At 71.4% G+C, this 13,806-nt stretch carries 10 protein-coding genes and 1 pseudogene; 7 read left to right on the top strand and 4 right to left on the bottom strand.

The annotated features are described in order from the left end of the window. Nucleotides 1–10 precede the first annotated feature (10 nt). Together AB0D48_RS07530 and AB0D48_RS07535 are read left to right on the top strand one after the other, a co-directional pair. Entirely contained in the window at nucleotides 11–1,021 is a 1,011-nt protein-coding gene (locus tag AB0D48_RS07530) for a Gfo/Idh/MocA family oxidoreductase (RefSeq protein ID WP_362391846.1), read from the top strand. A gap of 413 nt (nucleotides 1,022–1,434) precedes the next feature. Next, complete coding sequence (locus AB0D48_RS07535) at nucleotides 1,435–1,635, top strand: MerR family transcriptional regulator (protein ID WP_362391848.1); 201 nt, start codon at nucleotides 1,435–1,437, stop codon at nucleotides 1,633–1,635. A 108-nt stretch (nucleotides 1,636–1,743) separates the two neighbouring features. Here AB0D48_RS07535 and AB0D48_RS07540 read toward each other — a convergent pair whose 3' ends face one another. Further along, complete coding sequence (locus AB0D48_RS07540) at nucleotides 1,744–4,035, bottom strand: MMPL family transporter (protein WP_362391850.1); 2,292 nt, start codon at nucleotides 4,033–4,035, stop codon at nucleotides 1,744–1,746. A 131-nt stretch (nucleotides 4,036–4,166) separates the two neighbouring features. Here AB0D48_RS07540 and AB0D48_RS07545 point away from each other — a divergent pair, with 131 nt between their 5' ends. The 3 genes from AB0D48_RS07545 (at nucleotide 4,167) to AB0D48_RS07555 (ending at nucleotide 7,567) form a co-directional block, all read left to right on the top strand. Next, complete coding sequence (locus tag AB0D48_RS07545) at nucleotides 4,167–4,826, top strand: TetR/AcrR family transcriptional regulator (RefSeq protein ID WP_362391852.1); 660 nt, start codon at nucleotides 4,167–4,169, stop codon at nucleotides 4,824–4,826. A 146-nt stretch (nucleotides 4,827–4,972) separates the two neighbouring features. Beyond that, nucleotides 4,973–5,206, top strand: coding sequence for a cation transporter (locus AB0D48_RS07550; RefSeq protein WP_362391854.1), 234 nt, complete (start codon nucleotides 4,973–4,975; stop codon nucleotides 5,204–5,206). Nucleotides 5,207–5,320: 114 nt separating this feature from the next. Further along, on the top strand, nucleotides 5,321–7,567 hold the full coding sequence (locus AB0D48_RS07555; protein ID WP_362391856.1) for a heavy metal translocating P-type ATPase: 2,247 nt from the start codon (nucleotides 5,321–5,323) through the stop codon (nucleotides 7,565–7,567). Between the two features lie 355 nt (nucleotides 7,568–7,922). Here the strand turns inward: AB0D48_RS07555 and AB0D48_RS07560 are convergent, their stop codons facing one another. Together AB0D48_RS07560 and AB0D48_RS07565 are read right to left on the bottom strand one after the other, a co-directional pair. Next, nucleotides 7,923–9,212: a citrate synthase gene (locus tag AB0D48_RS07560; protein ID WP_362391858.1), complete on the bottom strand. Its 1,290-nt coding sequence runs from the start codon at nucleotides 9,210–9,212 to the stop codon at nucleotides 7,923–7,925. A gap of 183 nt (nucleotides 9,213–9,395) precedes the next feature. Continuing rightward, nucleotides 9,396–11,645: an ATP-dependent RecD-like DNA helicase gene (locus tag AB0D48_RS07565; protein ID WP_362391860.1), complete on the bottom strand. Its 2,250-nt coding sequence runs from the start codon at nucleotides 11,643–11,645 to the stop codon at nucleotides 9,396–9,398. Nucleotides 11,646–12,088: 443 nt separating this feature from the next. On the opposite strand from AB0D48_RS07565, the gene AB0D48_RS07570 reads away from it, so the two are divergent. Both AB0D48_RS07570 and AB0D48_RS07575 read left to right on the top strand, forming a co-directional pair. Beyond that, nucleotides 12,089–12,271 (top strand): hypothetical protein, encoded by a 183-nt coding sequence (locus AB0D48_RS07570; RefSeq protein ID WP_362391862.1) that lies wholly within the window; start codon nucleotides 12,089–12,091, stop codon nucleotides 12,269–12,271. A gap of 58 nt (nucleotides 12,272–12,329) precedes the next feature. Further along, nucleotides 12,330–12,827 (top strand): annotated as a pseudogene (locus AB0D48_RS07575) (GNAT family N-acetyltransferase); the annotation flags it as partial. Here the strand turns inward: AB0D48_RS07575 and AB0D48_RS07580 are convergent. Then, a complete protein-coding gene (locus AB0D48_RS07580) occupies nucleotides 12,778–13,719 on the bottom strand; it encodes an EamA family transporter (protein WP_362391864.1) in 942 nt (313 codons plus the stop codon). The pseudogene AB0D48_RS07575 and the gene AB0D48_RS07580 overlap by 50 nt on opposite strands. Between the last annotated feature and the right edge of the window lie 87 nt (nucleotides 13,720–13,806).

Genomic DNA, 13,806 nt, shown 5'->3' on the forward strand with positions numbered 1-13,806 from the left:
GGAACACGACATGAGCACGCTCGGTATCGCCGTCATCGGCACGGGGAAGATGGGCGCCGACCACGTCCGGCGGATCGGCCGGACGGTCGGCGGGGCCCGGGTGGTGGCCGTGGCCGACCCGGACGGGGACCGGGTCAAGGACGTCGCGGGCGCCCTGGACGGCGCGAGCGCGCACACCGACCCGGCGGCGGCGATAGCCGTGCCCGGGGTGGGGGCGGTACTGATCGCCTCTCCCGGGGCCGCCCACGAGGAGGCCATCGGGCTGGCCCTGGAGCGGGGGCTGCCGGTGCTGTGCGAGAAGCCGCTGACGCCGGACCCGGCGGGGGCGCTGCGCGTGATGGAGGCCGAACGGAGGCTGGGGCGACGCCTGGTCCAGGTGGGGTTCATGCGCCGGTACGACGCCGAGTACGGGCGGCTGAAGGAACTGCTGGACGCAGGCGGGATCGGGCGGCCGCTCTTCCTGCACTGCCGGCACCGCAACGCCGCCTCGCCGTCCTTCTTCACCAGCGACATGCTGATCAGCGACTCCGTGGTGCACGAGGTGGACGCGGCCCGGTGGTTGCTGGGGCAGGAGATCACGGCGGTCACCGTGCTCTCCCCCGCTCCTTCCTCGGCGGCTCCCGAGGGGCTGCACGATCCCCGGCTGGTACTGCTGGAGACGTCCGGCGGGGCCGTCGTCGACGTGGAGATCTTCGTCAACTGCGGCTTCGGCTACCAGGTGCAGTGCGAGGCGGTCGGCGAGTCCGGCAGCGCGCGGATCGGCGACGGCCACGCGATGGTGGTGCAGTCGGCGGGCCGGTGGGGCGGCGAGATCGACCAGGACTTCACGGTGCGCTTCGCCGACGCCTACGACCGGCAGCTGCGGAGCTGGGTGGCCGCGGCCGCGCGGGGCACGGTGGCCGGGCCGGACGCGTGGGACGGCTACGCGGCGGCCGCCGTCTCGGAGGCAGGCCTCGCGGCCGCGCGCAGCGGCGTACGGACCCTCGTGGACCTGGCGGAACGGCCGGCCCTCTACCGCTGAGCCCTCCCGCCGCCGGTCCCCCGCCGCCGCCCGGCCCCTGCCGCCGCCCGGCCCCTGCCGCCGCCCGGCCCCTGCCGCCGGTCCCCCGCCGCCGGCACACCGGGCTGCTCGCCGGGCCGCCTCCACGCTGGTCGGCGGCGGGCCCTTCGTCCGCTGAGCTCCGCAACGGCCGAACCCTTCTGCCTGGCTTCGTACCGGGCGACCCCTGTGCCGCATCTGTCACAGGGGTCGCCTTCGTGTCACACATATCCGCATCACGCGGGTTTTCCGTCACAGACGTCCTACAGCCCCTCCCCCGCCCTCACCCCGCGTCGTTCCCCGGGCACAACCCGAGGGTTCGTCACTGTCCACGCGCCGGCTCCCCCGACGGCCTTCCGGCCGGCCCCGCGGCGTGGACAAGGAGGTGTCGTGCAATGAGCGACCGACAGCTGTGGTCGTACAAGGAGATCGCTGCCCACATCCGGGTCCAGCCGGACACCGTGCGCTCCTATCGCAAGCACGGGCTGCTCCCCCCGCCCGATCATGTGGAGGGCGCCAAGCCCTACTGGTATGCCGACACGATCCGCGCCTGGGTGGCCCGCCGCCCCGGCCACCGGGGCCGCCGCGAGGACTGACCCGTACGCCGCACCCCCTCTGCCCGTACGCCGCACGCCTTTTCCCGTACGACTCTCCCTGCGTCCCGTGGACGGGGCCCACCCGGAGCCCCGTCCCCCGGAACACCCCTAGGCGCTCCCGGCGGGCACCCGCTCCGGCTCGGCCGCCGCTGCCGCTGCCTCCGGCGTCGGCGTCGGCGACTGCGCCGGCGCCGGCGACTCCCCCTCGCTCAGCCCGAATCTCTCGTGCAGCCTGCGCAGCGGGCCCGGTGCCCACCACGTGGCCTTCCCGGTCAGCTTCATGACCGCCGGGACAAGGAGGCTGCGCACCACCATGGCGTCCATCAGGACCGCCAGCGCGATCCCGAGCCCCAGCATCTTGGTGTTGGTCACCCGCGAGGTGCCGATGGCCACCATCACCACGGCCAGGATCACGGCCGCCGCGGTGATCAGCCCGCCGGTGCGGGCCAGTCCGGTGCGCACGGCCCCCTCGTGGTCCCCGGTCCGGTCATGCTCCTCCTTGATCCGGGATATGAGGAACACCCCGTAGTCCATGGAGAGTCCGAAGGCGATGCAGAACATCAGCACCGGCAGGGTGGTCTCGATGTCACCGGTGGAGGTGAAGGAGAGCAGTCCGGAGAGGTGCCCCTCCTGGAAGACCCACACCACAGCTCCGAACATCGCGGTCAGGCTCAGGGCGTTGAGGAGCACCGCCTGGACCGGTATCAGCAGGCTTCCGGTGAGCAGGAACACCAGCAGCAGCGTCGCGAGCACCACCAGGGCCAGCGCGGCGGGCACAGAACCCGCTATGGCCTTCTGGGCGTCGACGAGCCTCGCCGCCTGTCCGGTCACGGAGGTCCGGAAGCCTGCGTCGACTTTCCGCACCTCGCCGACCAGGTCCTGGGCCTGCGGCCCCACTGCCTCGCCCTCGGCGGTCACCGAGAAGTACGCGTACCGCGCCCCGGCCCCGCTGCTCACCGGCCCGTCCACGCGGACCACCCCGGGCAGCAGAGCCAGGCGGTCACGGTAGGCGGCGAGCTCGGCGGGGCCGGCCGCTCCCTCGGCGAGCACGGTCAGCCCGCCGCCGGGGCTGCCCGGGAAGTCGTCCCGGATCTGCTGCTGGACCACATGCGACTCCGCGGTCTTCGGCAGCTGCCGGTCGTCCACGGTGCCGAACTTCACGCCGAGGAAGGGCAGCCCGAGGAGCAGCAGCCCCGCCGTCGTGGCCACCGCGAACACCGGGGCCCGGCGCATCACCAGTGCGGCCGCCCGCCCCCAGCCCCGCCCCGGTTCCGCCGTGGCGTCAGCCGCGGCATCAGCGGCAGGACCCCGCCGCCACAGCCGTCGCAGATCCAGGGAGTTGACCCGCTCGCCGAGCAGCACCAGGGCCGCCGGCAGCAGGATCAGCGCGGCCCCAGCCGCGAGCAGGACCACCGCGACCCCGGCGTAGGCGAAGGAGCGCAGGAAGTACATCGGGAAGAACAGCATCGCCGAGAGGGAGACCGCGACGGTCAGCGCCGAGAACAGCACGGTGCGCCCGGCGGTGCGCAGGGTGGCTCCGACGGCGGCCACCGGGTCCCGTCCGGCGGCGAGTTCCTCGCGGAACCGGCGGACGATGAACAGGGCGTAGTCGATGGCGAGTCCGAGACCGAGCGCGGTGGTCAGGTTCTGGGCGAAGACCGAGACGTCGGTGAACTCGGTGAGGCCGCGCAGCACCGCGTTGGTGCCGAGGATGGCCACGATGCCGACGCCGAGCGGCAGCAGGGCCGCGACGGAGCTGCCGAAGACGAGGATGAGCAGGACGAGGGTGACCGGCAGGGCGATCAGCTCGGCGCGCAGCAGATCCTCCTGGATGGTGGTGGTCACCTCGTGCTGGACGGCGACGGGCCCTCCGAGGGAGACCCGCAGCGGCCCGTGTTCGCCCCGGTAGCGCGGGGCGATCCGCTCCAGCACCCCCGTGGCGGTCTTCACGTCGCCCAGCACCCTGGCCGCGATCAGGGCCTGTCGGCCGTCCTGCGAGCGCAGCGCGGGCACTCCCGTGCGCCAGTACGAGCCGACGCCGGCGACCCCCTGCTCGGCGGCGAGCTGTGCGGTCAGCCGCTCCGCCTCGGCGGCGACGGCGGGATCGTCCACCCCGGTGGTTTCCGCGCCCGCATCGACCAGCAGCAGCAGATTGGGCTGGGAGGCCGGGAACTCGCGCTCCAGGGCCTCGGCGGCGTAGGTGGACTGGGCGCCCGGGTCCTCCCAGCCGCCACTGCCCATCCGGTCGGCGACGCCGCCGCCCGCGAACACGGCCAGTGCCGTGACCACCAGGGCGAGCAGCAGCGAGAGCCGCGGCCGGGCCGTGACGAACCGGGTCCACCGGCCGCTCCCCCCGGACGACGACGGCCCGGAGGACGGCGGTTTCTTGACTTCGGACATGACTCGGTGTCCCCTTCACCGTGATTGCCAGGCGGAATAGACTGGCAAACACGAGCAGTCGCTCGCGTTTCCCAAGAATGCGAGCGATCACTCGCCTTTGTCAATCACCCACGGGAAGCAAGGGATGGGACATGCCGGGGACCTCCAAGGGCAAAGCAGCGGAAACCGGCGAAAACGCCACCGCTCCGCGCCGCCGGCAGGCACGCGGTGAGCGCCGCATCTCCCAGCTGCTGGCAGCCGCCGCCGGGGTGTTCTGCCGTACCGGGTACGCCGCGGCCAGCACCAACGCCATCGCCCGGGAGGCCGGCGTGTCACCGGGCACGCTCTACCAGTTCTTCCCGAACAAGGAGGCCATCGCGGTCGAGCTCGGCGGCCACCTGCTGCAGCGCGCTCACGAGATGCACGGACAGGCCTTCCTGCCCGAGAACCTGGCCCGCCCCCTGCCCGAGCTGCTGGACGCCGTCCTGGACCCGGTCATCGCCTTCAACTGCGAGAACCCGGCCTTCTGGGCGCTCATGCACGGCTCCGGCATCCCGGGCATCGCGCAGGAGCACGAGGAACTGCACTCCAGCCTGCTCACCCGGGTCGAGGGGGTCCTGCGCACCTTCTGCCCGGAGGCCGCGCCCGCCGAGCTCACCCGCACCGCGAACATGATCCTGGGCATCTTCAAGTCGTCCCTGGACCTGATCCTGGCCCACGAGGGCGCCGAGCGCGCCGCGTACATCGCGGAGCTGAAGACCGTCCTGCTGCGCTACGTGGAGCCGATGGTCACCGCGCCCCACTCCCCCTGACGGTTCATCCGTCGGTCACCTCAAGAGAGCGGGCTCACCTACTCGCATCCATACCCCCTAGGGGTATAGTCTTCGAGTGTCGGGAGGACGGGTGGAGTCGTCGCCGTTCCCCGGCGACCGCACACGCCCTTGAAGAGGAGAACGACATGACCGCCGAGACGGACACCCAGACCACCACCGTCTACCGGGTGACCGGCATGACCTGCGGGCACTGCGAGGGCGCGGTGACCACCGAACTGTCCGCCCTGCCGGGCGTCAGCTCGGTCAAGGCCGTCGCCGCGACGGGCGAGGTCACCGTGGCCTCCGCCGCCCCGCTGGCCGAGGAGGACGTACGCGCCGCCGTCGACGAGGCGGGCTACGAGTTCGCCGGCCGGATCTGAGCCTGCCCTTCGCCGGATCCGAGCGCGCTTCCCCCTTCGGCAGTACCCCGCCGGGGCGTGCCGGCCAGCTCATACTGGTTCCGTACACCCCGGCCCTCCCCCTGGAGCCGGAACATGACCAGCACAGTGCACGACGGACCCATAACGGCGGTCGAACTCTCCATCGGCGGGATGACCTGCGCCTCCTGCGCGGCCCGCATCGAGAAGAAGCTCAACCGGATGGACGGCGTCGAGGCCACGGTGAACTTCGCCACCGAGAAGGCCCACGTCTCCTACACCGGGGACGTCCAGGTCACCGACCTGATCGCCACCGTCGTCAAGACCGGATACACCGCCGAGGAACCCGCGCCCCCGGCGGCGGCGGCCGAAGGGCCGGAGAGCGGCGCCCCGGACCCGGAGCTGGCCGCGCTGCGCGGGCGGCTGCTGGTCTCGGCCGCCCTCGCCCTGCCCGTCGTCCTGCTCTCCATGGTCCCGTCCCTCCAGTTCGACAACTGGCAGTGGCTCTCGCTGACCCTCGCCGCGCCCGTCGTCGTCTGGGGCGCCCTCCCCTTCCACAGGGCCGCCTGGACCAACGCCCGGCACGGCGCCGCCACCATGGACACCCTGGTCTCGGTCGGCACCCTCGCCGCCTTCGTCTGGTCGCTGTGGGCCCTGTTCTTCGGACACGCCGGAATGCCCGGCATGCGGCACGGCTTCGACTTCACGATCTCCCGTACCGACGGTTCCTCCGCCATCTACCTGGAGGTCGCGGCCGGCGTCGTCAGCTTCATCCTGCTCGGCCGGTACCTGGAGGCCCGCTCCAAGCGGAAGGCGGGCGCGGCATTGAAGGCCCTGCTGGAACTGGGCGCCAAGGACGTCGCCGTGCTGCGCGCCGGCCGGGAGGTCCGCATCCCGGTGAGCGCGCTCGCGGTCGGCGACCGCTTCGTCGTCCGCCCCGGCGAGAAGATCGCCACCGACGGCACGGTCGTCGACGGCAGCTCCGCCGTGGACGCGTCCATGCTGACCGGCGAGTCCGTCCCCGTCGAGGTCACGACCGGCGACTCCGTCACCGGCGCCACCGTCAACGCCGCCGGGCGCCTGGTCGTCGAGGCCACCCGGATCGGCTCCGACACCCAGCTCGCCCGGATGGCCAAGCTGGTCGAGGACGCGCAGAACGGCAAGGCCGAGGTGCAGCGCCTCGCCGACCGGATCTCCGCGGTCTTCGTGCCCGTCGTCCTGCTGCTCGCGCTCGCCACCTGGGTCACCTGGCTGCTGATCACCGACAACCCCACCGCCGCGTTCACCGCCGCCGTGGCGGTACTGATCATCGCCTGCCCGTGCGCCCTCGGCCTGGCCACGCCGACCGCGCTCATGGTCGGCACCGGCCGGGGCGCGCAGCTCGGCATCCTGATCAAGGGCCCCGAGGTGCTGGAGTCCACCCGGCGCGTGGACACCGTCGTCCTGGACAAGACGGGCACCGTCACCACCGGCCGGATGACCCTCGCCGGCGTCGTCGCCGCCGAGGGCACCGACGAGCGCGAACTCCTGCACCTCGCCGGGTCCCTGGAACACTCCTCGGAGCACCCGATCGCCCGGGCCGTCGCCGTCGCGGCGGCCGAGAAGGCCGGCGTCCTGCCGGTCCCCGAGAGCTTCGAGAACGTCGCCGGGCTCGGCGTCCAGGGAGTCGTCGACGGGCACGCGGTCCTGGTGGGCCGCGAACAGCTGCTGGCCGACTGGTCGATCGAGCTGCCGGCCGAACTCAAGGAGGCCAAGGCCGCAGCCGAGGCGGCGGGCAGCACCGCCGTCCTGGTGGCCTGGGACGGCGCGGCACGCGGGGTGCTGACCGTGGCCGACGCCGTCAAGGAGACCAGCGCCGAAGCCGTCGCCCGGCTGCGGGCCCTGGGCCTCACCCCGGTCCTGCTGACCGGCGACAACCAGGCCGTAGCCGAGACGGTGGCCCGCGCGGTCGGCATCGACGAGGTGATCGCCGAGGTGCTCCCGCAGGACAAGGTGGACGTCGTACGCCGTCTCCAGGCGCAGGGCCGTACGGTCGCCATGGTGGGCGACGGGGTCAACGACGCGGCCGCACTCGCCCAGGCCGACCTGGGCCTGGCCATGGGCACCGGCACGGACGCGGCCATCGAGGCGGGCGACCTGACCCTCGTACGGGGAGACCTGCGGGTGGCGGCGGACGCGATCCGGCTGTCCCGCCGGACCCTGGCCACCATCAAGGGCAACCTGTTCTGGGCCTTCGGCTACAACGTGGCGGCCCTGCCGCTGGCGGCGGCCGGCCTGCTCAACCCGATGATCGCGGGGGCGGCCATGGCCTTCTCATCGGTCTTCGTGGTGACCAACAGCCTCCGGTTGAGGTCTTTCCGATAGTGGATCGCCTTCGCATCTCACGCACCACTTCTTCACACGAGACGCAGATCACAGTGACCGCAACGTAACCATCGGGGGTCGTCACGGGTCTAATGGGGCGATGCCAGGAACGTCTTGGGGGACGTTCCGCGGAGGTCTTGGGGGACGTCCGGGGGCATCAGCCGGCCGGGACGCGTGCCCGCGGGAAGCTTTGAGCGGCCATCCCGACCCGAACACGGTCCCGGCAGACACCGACGCCCCGGCTCGGGTCCCGTGGGGGGAATCCGTTCCGGGGAAAGGAAAGCGCCCCGACCGTCGACCCGTGGGGGGATCGGCGGCGGGGCGCTTTTCGTACGTCTGTGCGCGAGGCCTCGGGTCAGCGGGACTCGACCGGCACGAAGTCGCGCAGGACCTCGCCCGTGTAGATCTGGCGCGGGCGGCCGATGCGGGAACCCGGCTCCTTGATCATCTCGTGCCACTGGGCGATCCAGCCGGGGAGCCGGCCGATCGCGAAGAGCACGGTGAACATCTCGGTCGGGAAGCCCATGGCCCGGTAGATCAGACCGGTGTAGAAGTCCACGTTCGGGTAGAGGTTGCGCTCGACGAAGTACTCGTCGGCCAGCGCGTGCTCTTCCAGCTTGAGCGCGATGTCCAGCAGCTCGTCGCTCTTGCCGAGCGCCGAGAGGACGTCGTGCGCCGCCGCCTTGATGATCTTCGCCCGGGGGTCGAAGCTCTTGTAGACGCGGTGCCCGAAGCCCATCAGGCGGACGCCGTCTTCCTTGTTCTTCACCTTGCGGATGAAGGCGTCGACGTCGCCCCCGTCGTTCTTGATGCCCTCGAGCATCTCCAGAACCGACTGGTTGGCGCCACCGTGCAGCGGACCCCACAGGGCCGAGATGCCGGCGGAGATCGAGGCGAACATGTTCGCCTGCGAGGAGCCGACCAGACGCACGGTGGAGGTCGAACAGTTCTGCTCGTGGTCCGCGTGCAGGATCAGCAGCTTGTCGAGCGCCGAGACCACGACCGGGTCCAGGTCGTACTCCTGGGCCGGCACGGAGAAGGTCATGCGCAGGAAGTTCTCGACGTAGCCGAGGTCGTTGCGCGGGTAGACCACCGGGTGGCCGACCGACTTCTTGTACGCGTAGGCCGCGATCGTCGGGAGCTTGGCCAGCAGCCGGATCGTCGAGAGGTTGCGCTGCGTCTCGTCGAACGGGTTGTGGCTGTCCTGGTAGAACGTCGACAGCGCGCTGACCACGGAGGACAGCATCGCCATCGGGTGCGCGTCACGCGGGAAGCCGTCGTAGAAGCGCTTCACGTCCTCGTGCAGCATCGTGTGCTGGGTGATCTCGTTGCGGAAAGACGCGAGCTGGTCGACGGTCGGCAGCTCACCGTTGATCAGCAGGTACGCGACCTCGATGAAGGTCGAACGCTCCGCCAGCTGCTCGATCGGGTAGCCGCGGTAGCGCAGGATGCCCTGCTCACCGTCGAGGTAGGTAATCGCGGACTTGTAGGCCGCGGTGTTGCCGTAGCCACTGTCCAAGGTGACGAGCCCGGTCTGGGCCCGCAGCTTCGAGATGTCGAAGCCCTGGTCACCGACGGTGCTCTCGACCACCGGGTAGGTGTATTCACCGTCCGCGTACCGGAGTACTACAGAGTTGTCGCTCACGTCATCCCTCACCGACGTAGTGCCTCTTCTTCGAGGTGCCCTGACTGCCTCTACCTTCCCCCATTTGGCGCAGGAGAGTGCACTCGGGGTCGGCGTTTGGTCCATTTGACGGCACTGAGTGCCTTCAAGCTGCTCATCCTGCCCCCTCGGTGCCTCTTGCCGGAACCCCAAATGATCGATCATTTAGGTGATGTTTCCCACCGGTATCCGGCCGGACAGTCTGGGGGCGACCGCCGTGTACCTCCTGCCTGCGGAAACGGTACGCACCGCCTGGCCGAGGGCCTTGCGGGACCCGACGAGGACGACCAGTTTCTTCGCCCTGGTCACCGCCGTGTAGAGAAGATTTCGCTGGAGCATCATCCAAGCGCCGGTGGTGACCGGGATCACCACGGCGGGATATTCACTTCCCTGGGAGCGGTGAATGGTGACCGCGTACGCGTGCGCCAGCTCGTCGAGCTCCGTGAACTCGTAGCCGATCTCCTCGTCCTCCTCCGTCCGCACCGTCAGGCGCTGTTCGTCCGGGTCGAGGGCGGTGACCACGCCGACCGTGCCGTTGAAGACGCCGTTGGCCCCCTTCTCGTAGTTGTTCCGGATCTGGGTGACCTTGTCGCCCACCCGGAAGACACGGCCGCCGAACCGCTTCTCCGGCAGGTTCGGCCGGGCCGGGGTGATGGCCTGCTGGAGCAGGCCGTTGAGGTTTCCGGCGCCCGCCGGGCCGCGGTGCATGGGCGCGAGCACCTGGATGTCCCGGCGCGGGTCGAGGCCGAACCGGGCCGGGATCCGGCGGGCCGCCACGTCCACGGCGAGCACCCCGGCGGCCTCCGTGTCCTCCTCGGGGAAGAGGAAGAAGTCCGGCAGCCCGTCGGTGAGGGGGGGCAGACCGGTGTTGATCCGGTGGGCATTGGTGACCACGCCCGACTGCTGGGCCTGCCGGAAGATCCTGGTCAGCCGGACCGCGGGCACCGGGCCGCCCTCGGCCAGCAGGTCGCGCAGCACCTCGCCCGCGCCGACCGAGGGCAGCTGGTCCACGTCCCCCACCAGCAGCAGGTGTGCACCCGGTGCCACGGCCTTGACCAGCTTGTTGGCCAGCAGCAGGTCCAGCATCGAGGCCTCGTCGACCACGACCAGGTCGGCGTCGAGCGGCCGCTCCCGGTCGTACGCCGCGTCCCCGCCCGGTTTGAGCTCCAGCAGCCGGTGCACCGTGGAGGCCTCGGCCCCGGTGAGCTCGGCCAGCCGCTTCGCCGCCCGGCCGGTGGGCGCGGCGAGCACCACCTTGGCCTTCTTGGCCCGGGCCAGCTCGACGATGGAGCGCACGGTGAAGGACTTTCCGCAGCCGGGCCCGCCGGTGAGGACGGCGACCCGGCGGGTCAGCGCCAGCTTGACCGCGTCCCGCTGCTCCGGGGCGAGCTTGGCCCCGGTCCGCCCCGCGAGCCAGCCCAGGGCCTTGTCCCAGTCCACGTCCTGGAAGCCGGGCATCCGGTCGTCCTCGGCGTACAGGAGCCGGCGCACCTGCCCGACCAGGGAGAGCTCGGCCCGGTGGAAGGGCACCAGGTACACGGCGGTCAGCGGGTCCGGACCGCCCTGGGGATCGGGTACGGGCTCCCGTACGACGCCCTCCGGGTCGGCGGCGAGCTCGGCCAGGCAGTCGATCACCAGCCCGGTGTCGACCTGGAGCAGCTTGACCCCGTCGGCGATGAGCCGGTCCTCGGGCAGGAAGCAGTGGCCCTGGTCGGTGGACTGGGACAGGGCGTACTGGAGTCCGGCCTTGACCCGCTCGGGGCTGTCGTGCGGGATCCCCACGGCCTGGGCGATGCGGTCGGCGGTGAGGAAGCCGATGCCCCACACGTCGGCGGCGAGCCGGTAGGGCTGGTTCTTCACCACCGAGATGGAGGCGTCGGCGTACTTCTTGTAGATGCGGACGGCGATGGATGTGGAGACGCCGACGCCCTGCAGGAAGACCATGACCTCCTTGATGGCCTTCTGCTCCTCCCAGGCGGCGCCGATCAGCTTGGTCCGCTTGGGACCGAGGCCGGGCACCTCGACCAGCCGCTTCGGCTCGGCCTCGATGATGTCGAGGGTGTCGGTGCCGAAGTGCTCCACGATCCGGTCGGCGATCTTCGGGCCGATGCCCTTGATCAGGCCGGATCCCAGGTAGCGGCGGATGCCCTGGATGGTCGCCGGGAGCACGGTCCGGTAGTTCTCCACGGTGAACTGCCTGCCGTACTGCGGGTGGGAGCCCCAGCGGCCCTCCATGCGCAGCGATTCGCCGGGCTGGGCGCCCAGCAGCGAGCCGACGACCGTGAGGAGGTCGCCGCCGCCCCGGCCGGTGTCGACGCGGGCGACCGTGTAGCCACTCTCCTCGTTGGCGTAGGTGATGCGTTCGAGCACGCCCTCGACCACAGCCAGTTGTACCGCCGCCCCGTTGGTTGCCATGGCACGAAGCTACCGTTCGGCGCCGACAACGCGTCAGGCATGTGGACGACACCGGAGAACCGGAAGACGACCCCGGGGAACCAGAAAGGGGTCCAGCCTCACGGCCGGACCCCCATCACGGTTACCCCTCCCGTGTCGGACTTCCCGATCCCCCCAGATCCCCTCCCGGAAGTACCGACGCACCTCATACGACCCGCGATCCCCGCGCGGGGTTGCACCCGGCTCCACAGTTTTGCCTTTCCGTTACCCAACGCCTACTCAAGGTGCCGGTATATCGGCACAGAAGTAGCGTTTCCGGCACGAGTGAATCTTCCTTCGAAGACGATGTGATCACCAGCTCGGCGACGACAAGCTGACCGAGATCGCCGGCCTGCTCGGCACCGAGACCGACGGCGCCCGCGCGACCGCGGCGGAAACCGTCGGCGCGATGACCGCTCATCGAGATGCTGATCCCGGTGCTGCCGGCCGTCCTCGCCGAGCGCGCGTCCGCCGGCAAGGGCGCGGGTGCCCCGAGGGCGGGAGCCGCACCCGCCGGCGCGGCTCCCGGCGCGGCCCCCGGCTCCGCCCGTTGGGCGGCCTTCGACCGCGGCGAACTGCTCGGCCGGATCACGGGCGGCAAGAAGTAGCCGGTGAGGGGAGCCCACGGCCATCCGGGCCCCCTAGAGTTGGCGCATGGCTGAGAGCGTGCGGCTGCGGGACCCGGAACCGGGGGACCTGGGGTGGATCGTGCAGCGCCACGGTGCGCTGTACGCCGCCGAGTACGGCTGGAACACCGACTTCGAGGGCCTGGTGGCCCGGATCGTCGCGGACTTCGCCGAGGACCACGACCCGTACCTGGAACGCGTCTGGATCGCCGAGCTGGACGGCCGCCCGGTCGGCTCGGTGATGTGCGTCCGCGAGGACGGCGCGCCCGGCACCGCCCGGCTGCGACTGCTCCTGGTCGAACCGGAGGGCCGCGGCCGCGGGGTGGGCTCCCTGCTGGTCGACACGGTCGTCGGCTTCGCCCGCTCGGTCGGCTACCGCGAGCTGGTCCTGTGGACCAACGACGTGCTGGCCGATGCCCGCGCGCTCTACCTGCGGGCCGGCTTCACCCTGGTCGCCGAGCGCCCGCACCGCTCGTACGGCGTCACCCTCACGGGGCAGGACTGGCGACTGCCGCTGCAGGAGGGCTCCCCTCGCTGACGTCCCGCCCCGAACCGGCCCCCGTACGGTTCGAGGCGCGTGCCGGGGCCAGCGAGGTGAGGGCCACCCCGCCGACCAGGAGCACGGCCGCCAGCCACCGCAGTCCCGAGACGGATTCCCCCAGCACCAGGGCAGCCGAGGACATCCCGAACACCGGGACCAGCAGCGAGAACGGCGCCACGGAGGAGGCCGGGTAGCGGCGCAGCAGGTAGCCCCAGGCGCCGAAGCCGAAGACGGTGGACACCCAGGCCACGTAGCCGATGACGGCCGCCCCGGACCAGTCCAGGGACCGCAGCGCGGCCAGGTCCCGCTCGGGCCCCTCCAGCAGCAGCGAGAGCGCGAACAGCGGCAGCACCGGGACCGTGCACACCCACACCATGAAGTTCAGCGCGTCGGGCGGGGAGGCCTTGCGGGTCAGGACGTTGGAGACGCCCCAGCAGGCGGCGGCCGCGACGACCAGCGTGAAGCCGAGCACCGGCCCGGAGGTGCCCCCGTCCGCGGCGGCCACCGCGATCCCGGCGAGCGCCACGCCCATGCCGGTCACCCGTACCCGGCCGGGCCGTTCGCGCAGTACGACCGCGGCGAGGACGGCGGTGAAGACGGCCTGGACCTGCAGGACGAGGGAGGACAGCCCGGCCGGCATCCCGGCGGCCATGCCGGTGAAGAGCAGGCCGAACTTGGCGATGCCGAGGGCCACGCCCACCCCGGCGATCCACTTCCAGGCGACCTTGGGGCGGCCGACGAAGAACACGGCGGGCAGCGCGGCGACGAGGAAGCGCAGGGCGGACAGGAGCAGCGGCGGGAAGTGGCCGAGTCCGATCTCGATGACGACGAAGTTGAAGCCCCAGACGGCGGCGACGAGCACGGCGAGTGCGGTGTGTACGGGACGCATGGTCCGAGCATCGGCGCCGCGACCGTGTAGCACCAGCTCGGATCTCTTCCGGGATGGATGAAGCACTGCTTACGATTGGCACTGCTT

Source organism: Streptomyces sp. NPDC048269, assembly GCF_040652395.1.
GTDB lineage: Bacteria > Actinomycetota > Actinomycetes > Streptomycetales > Streptomycetaceae > Streptomyces.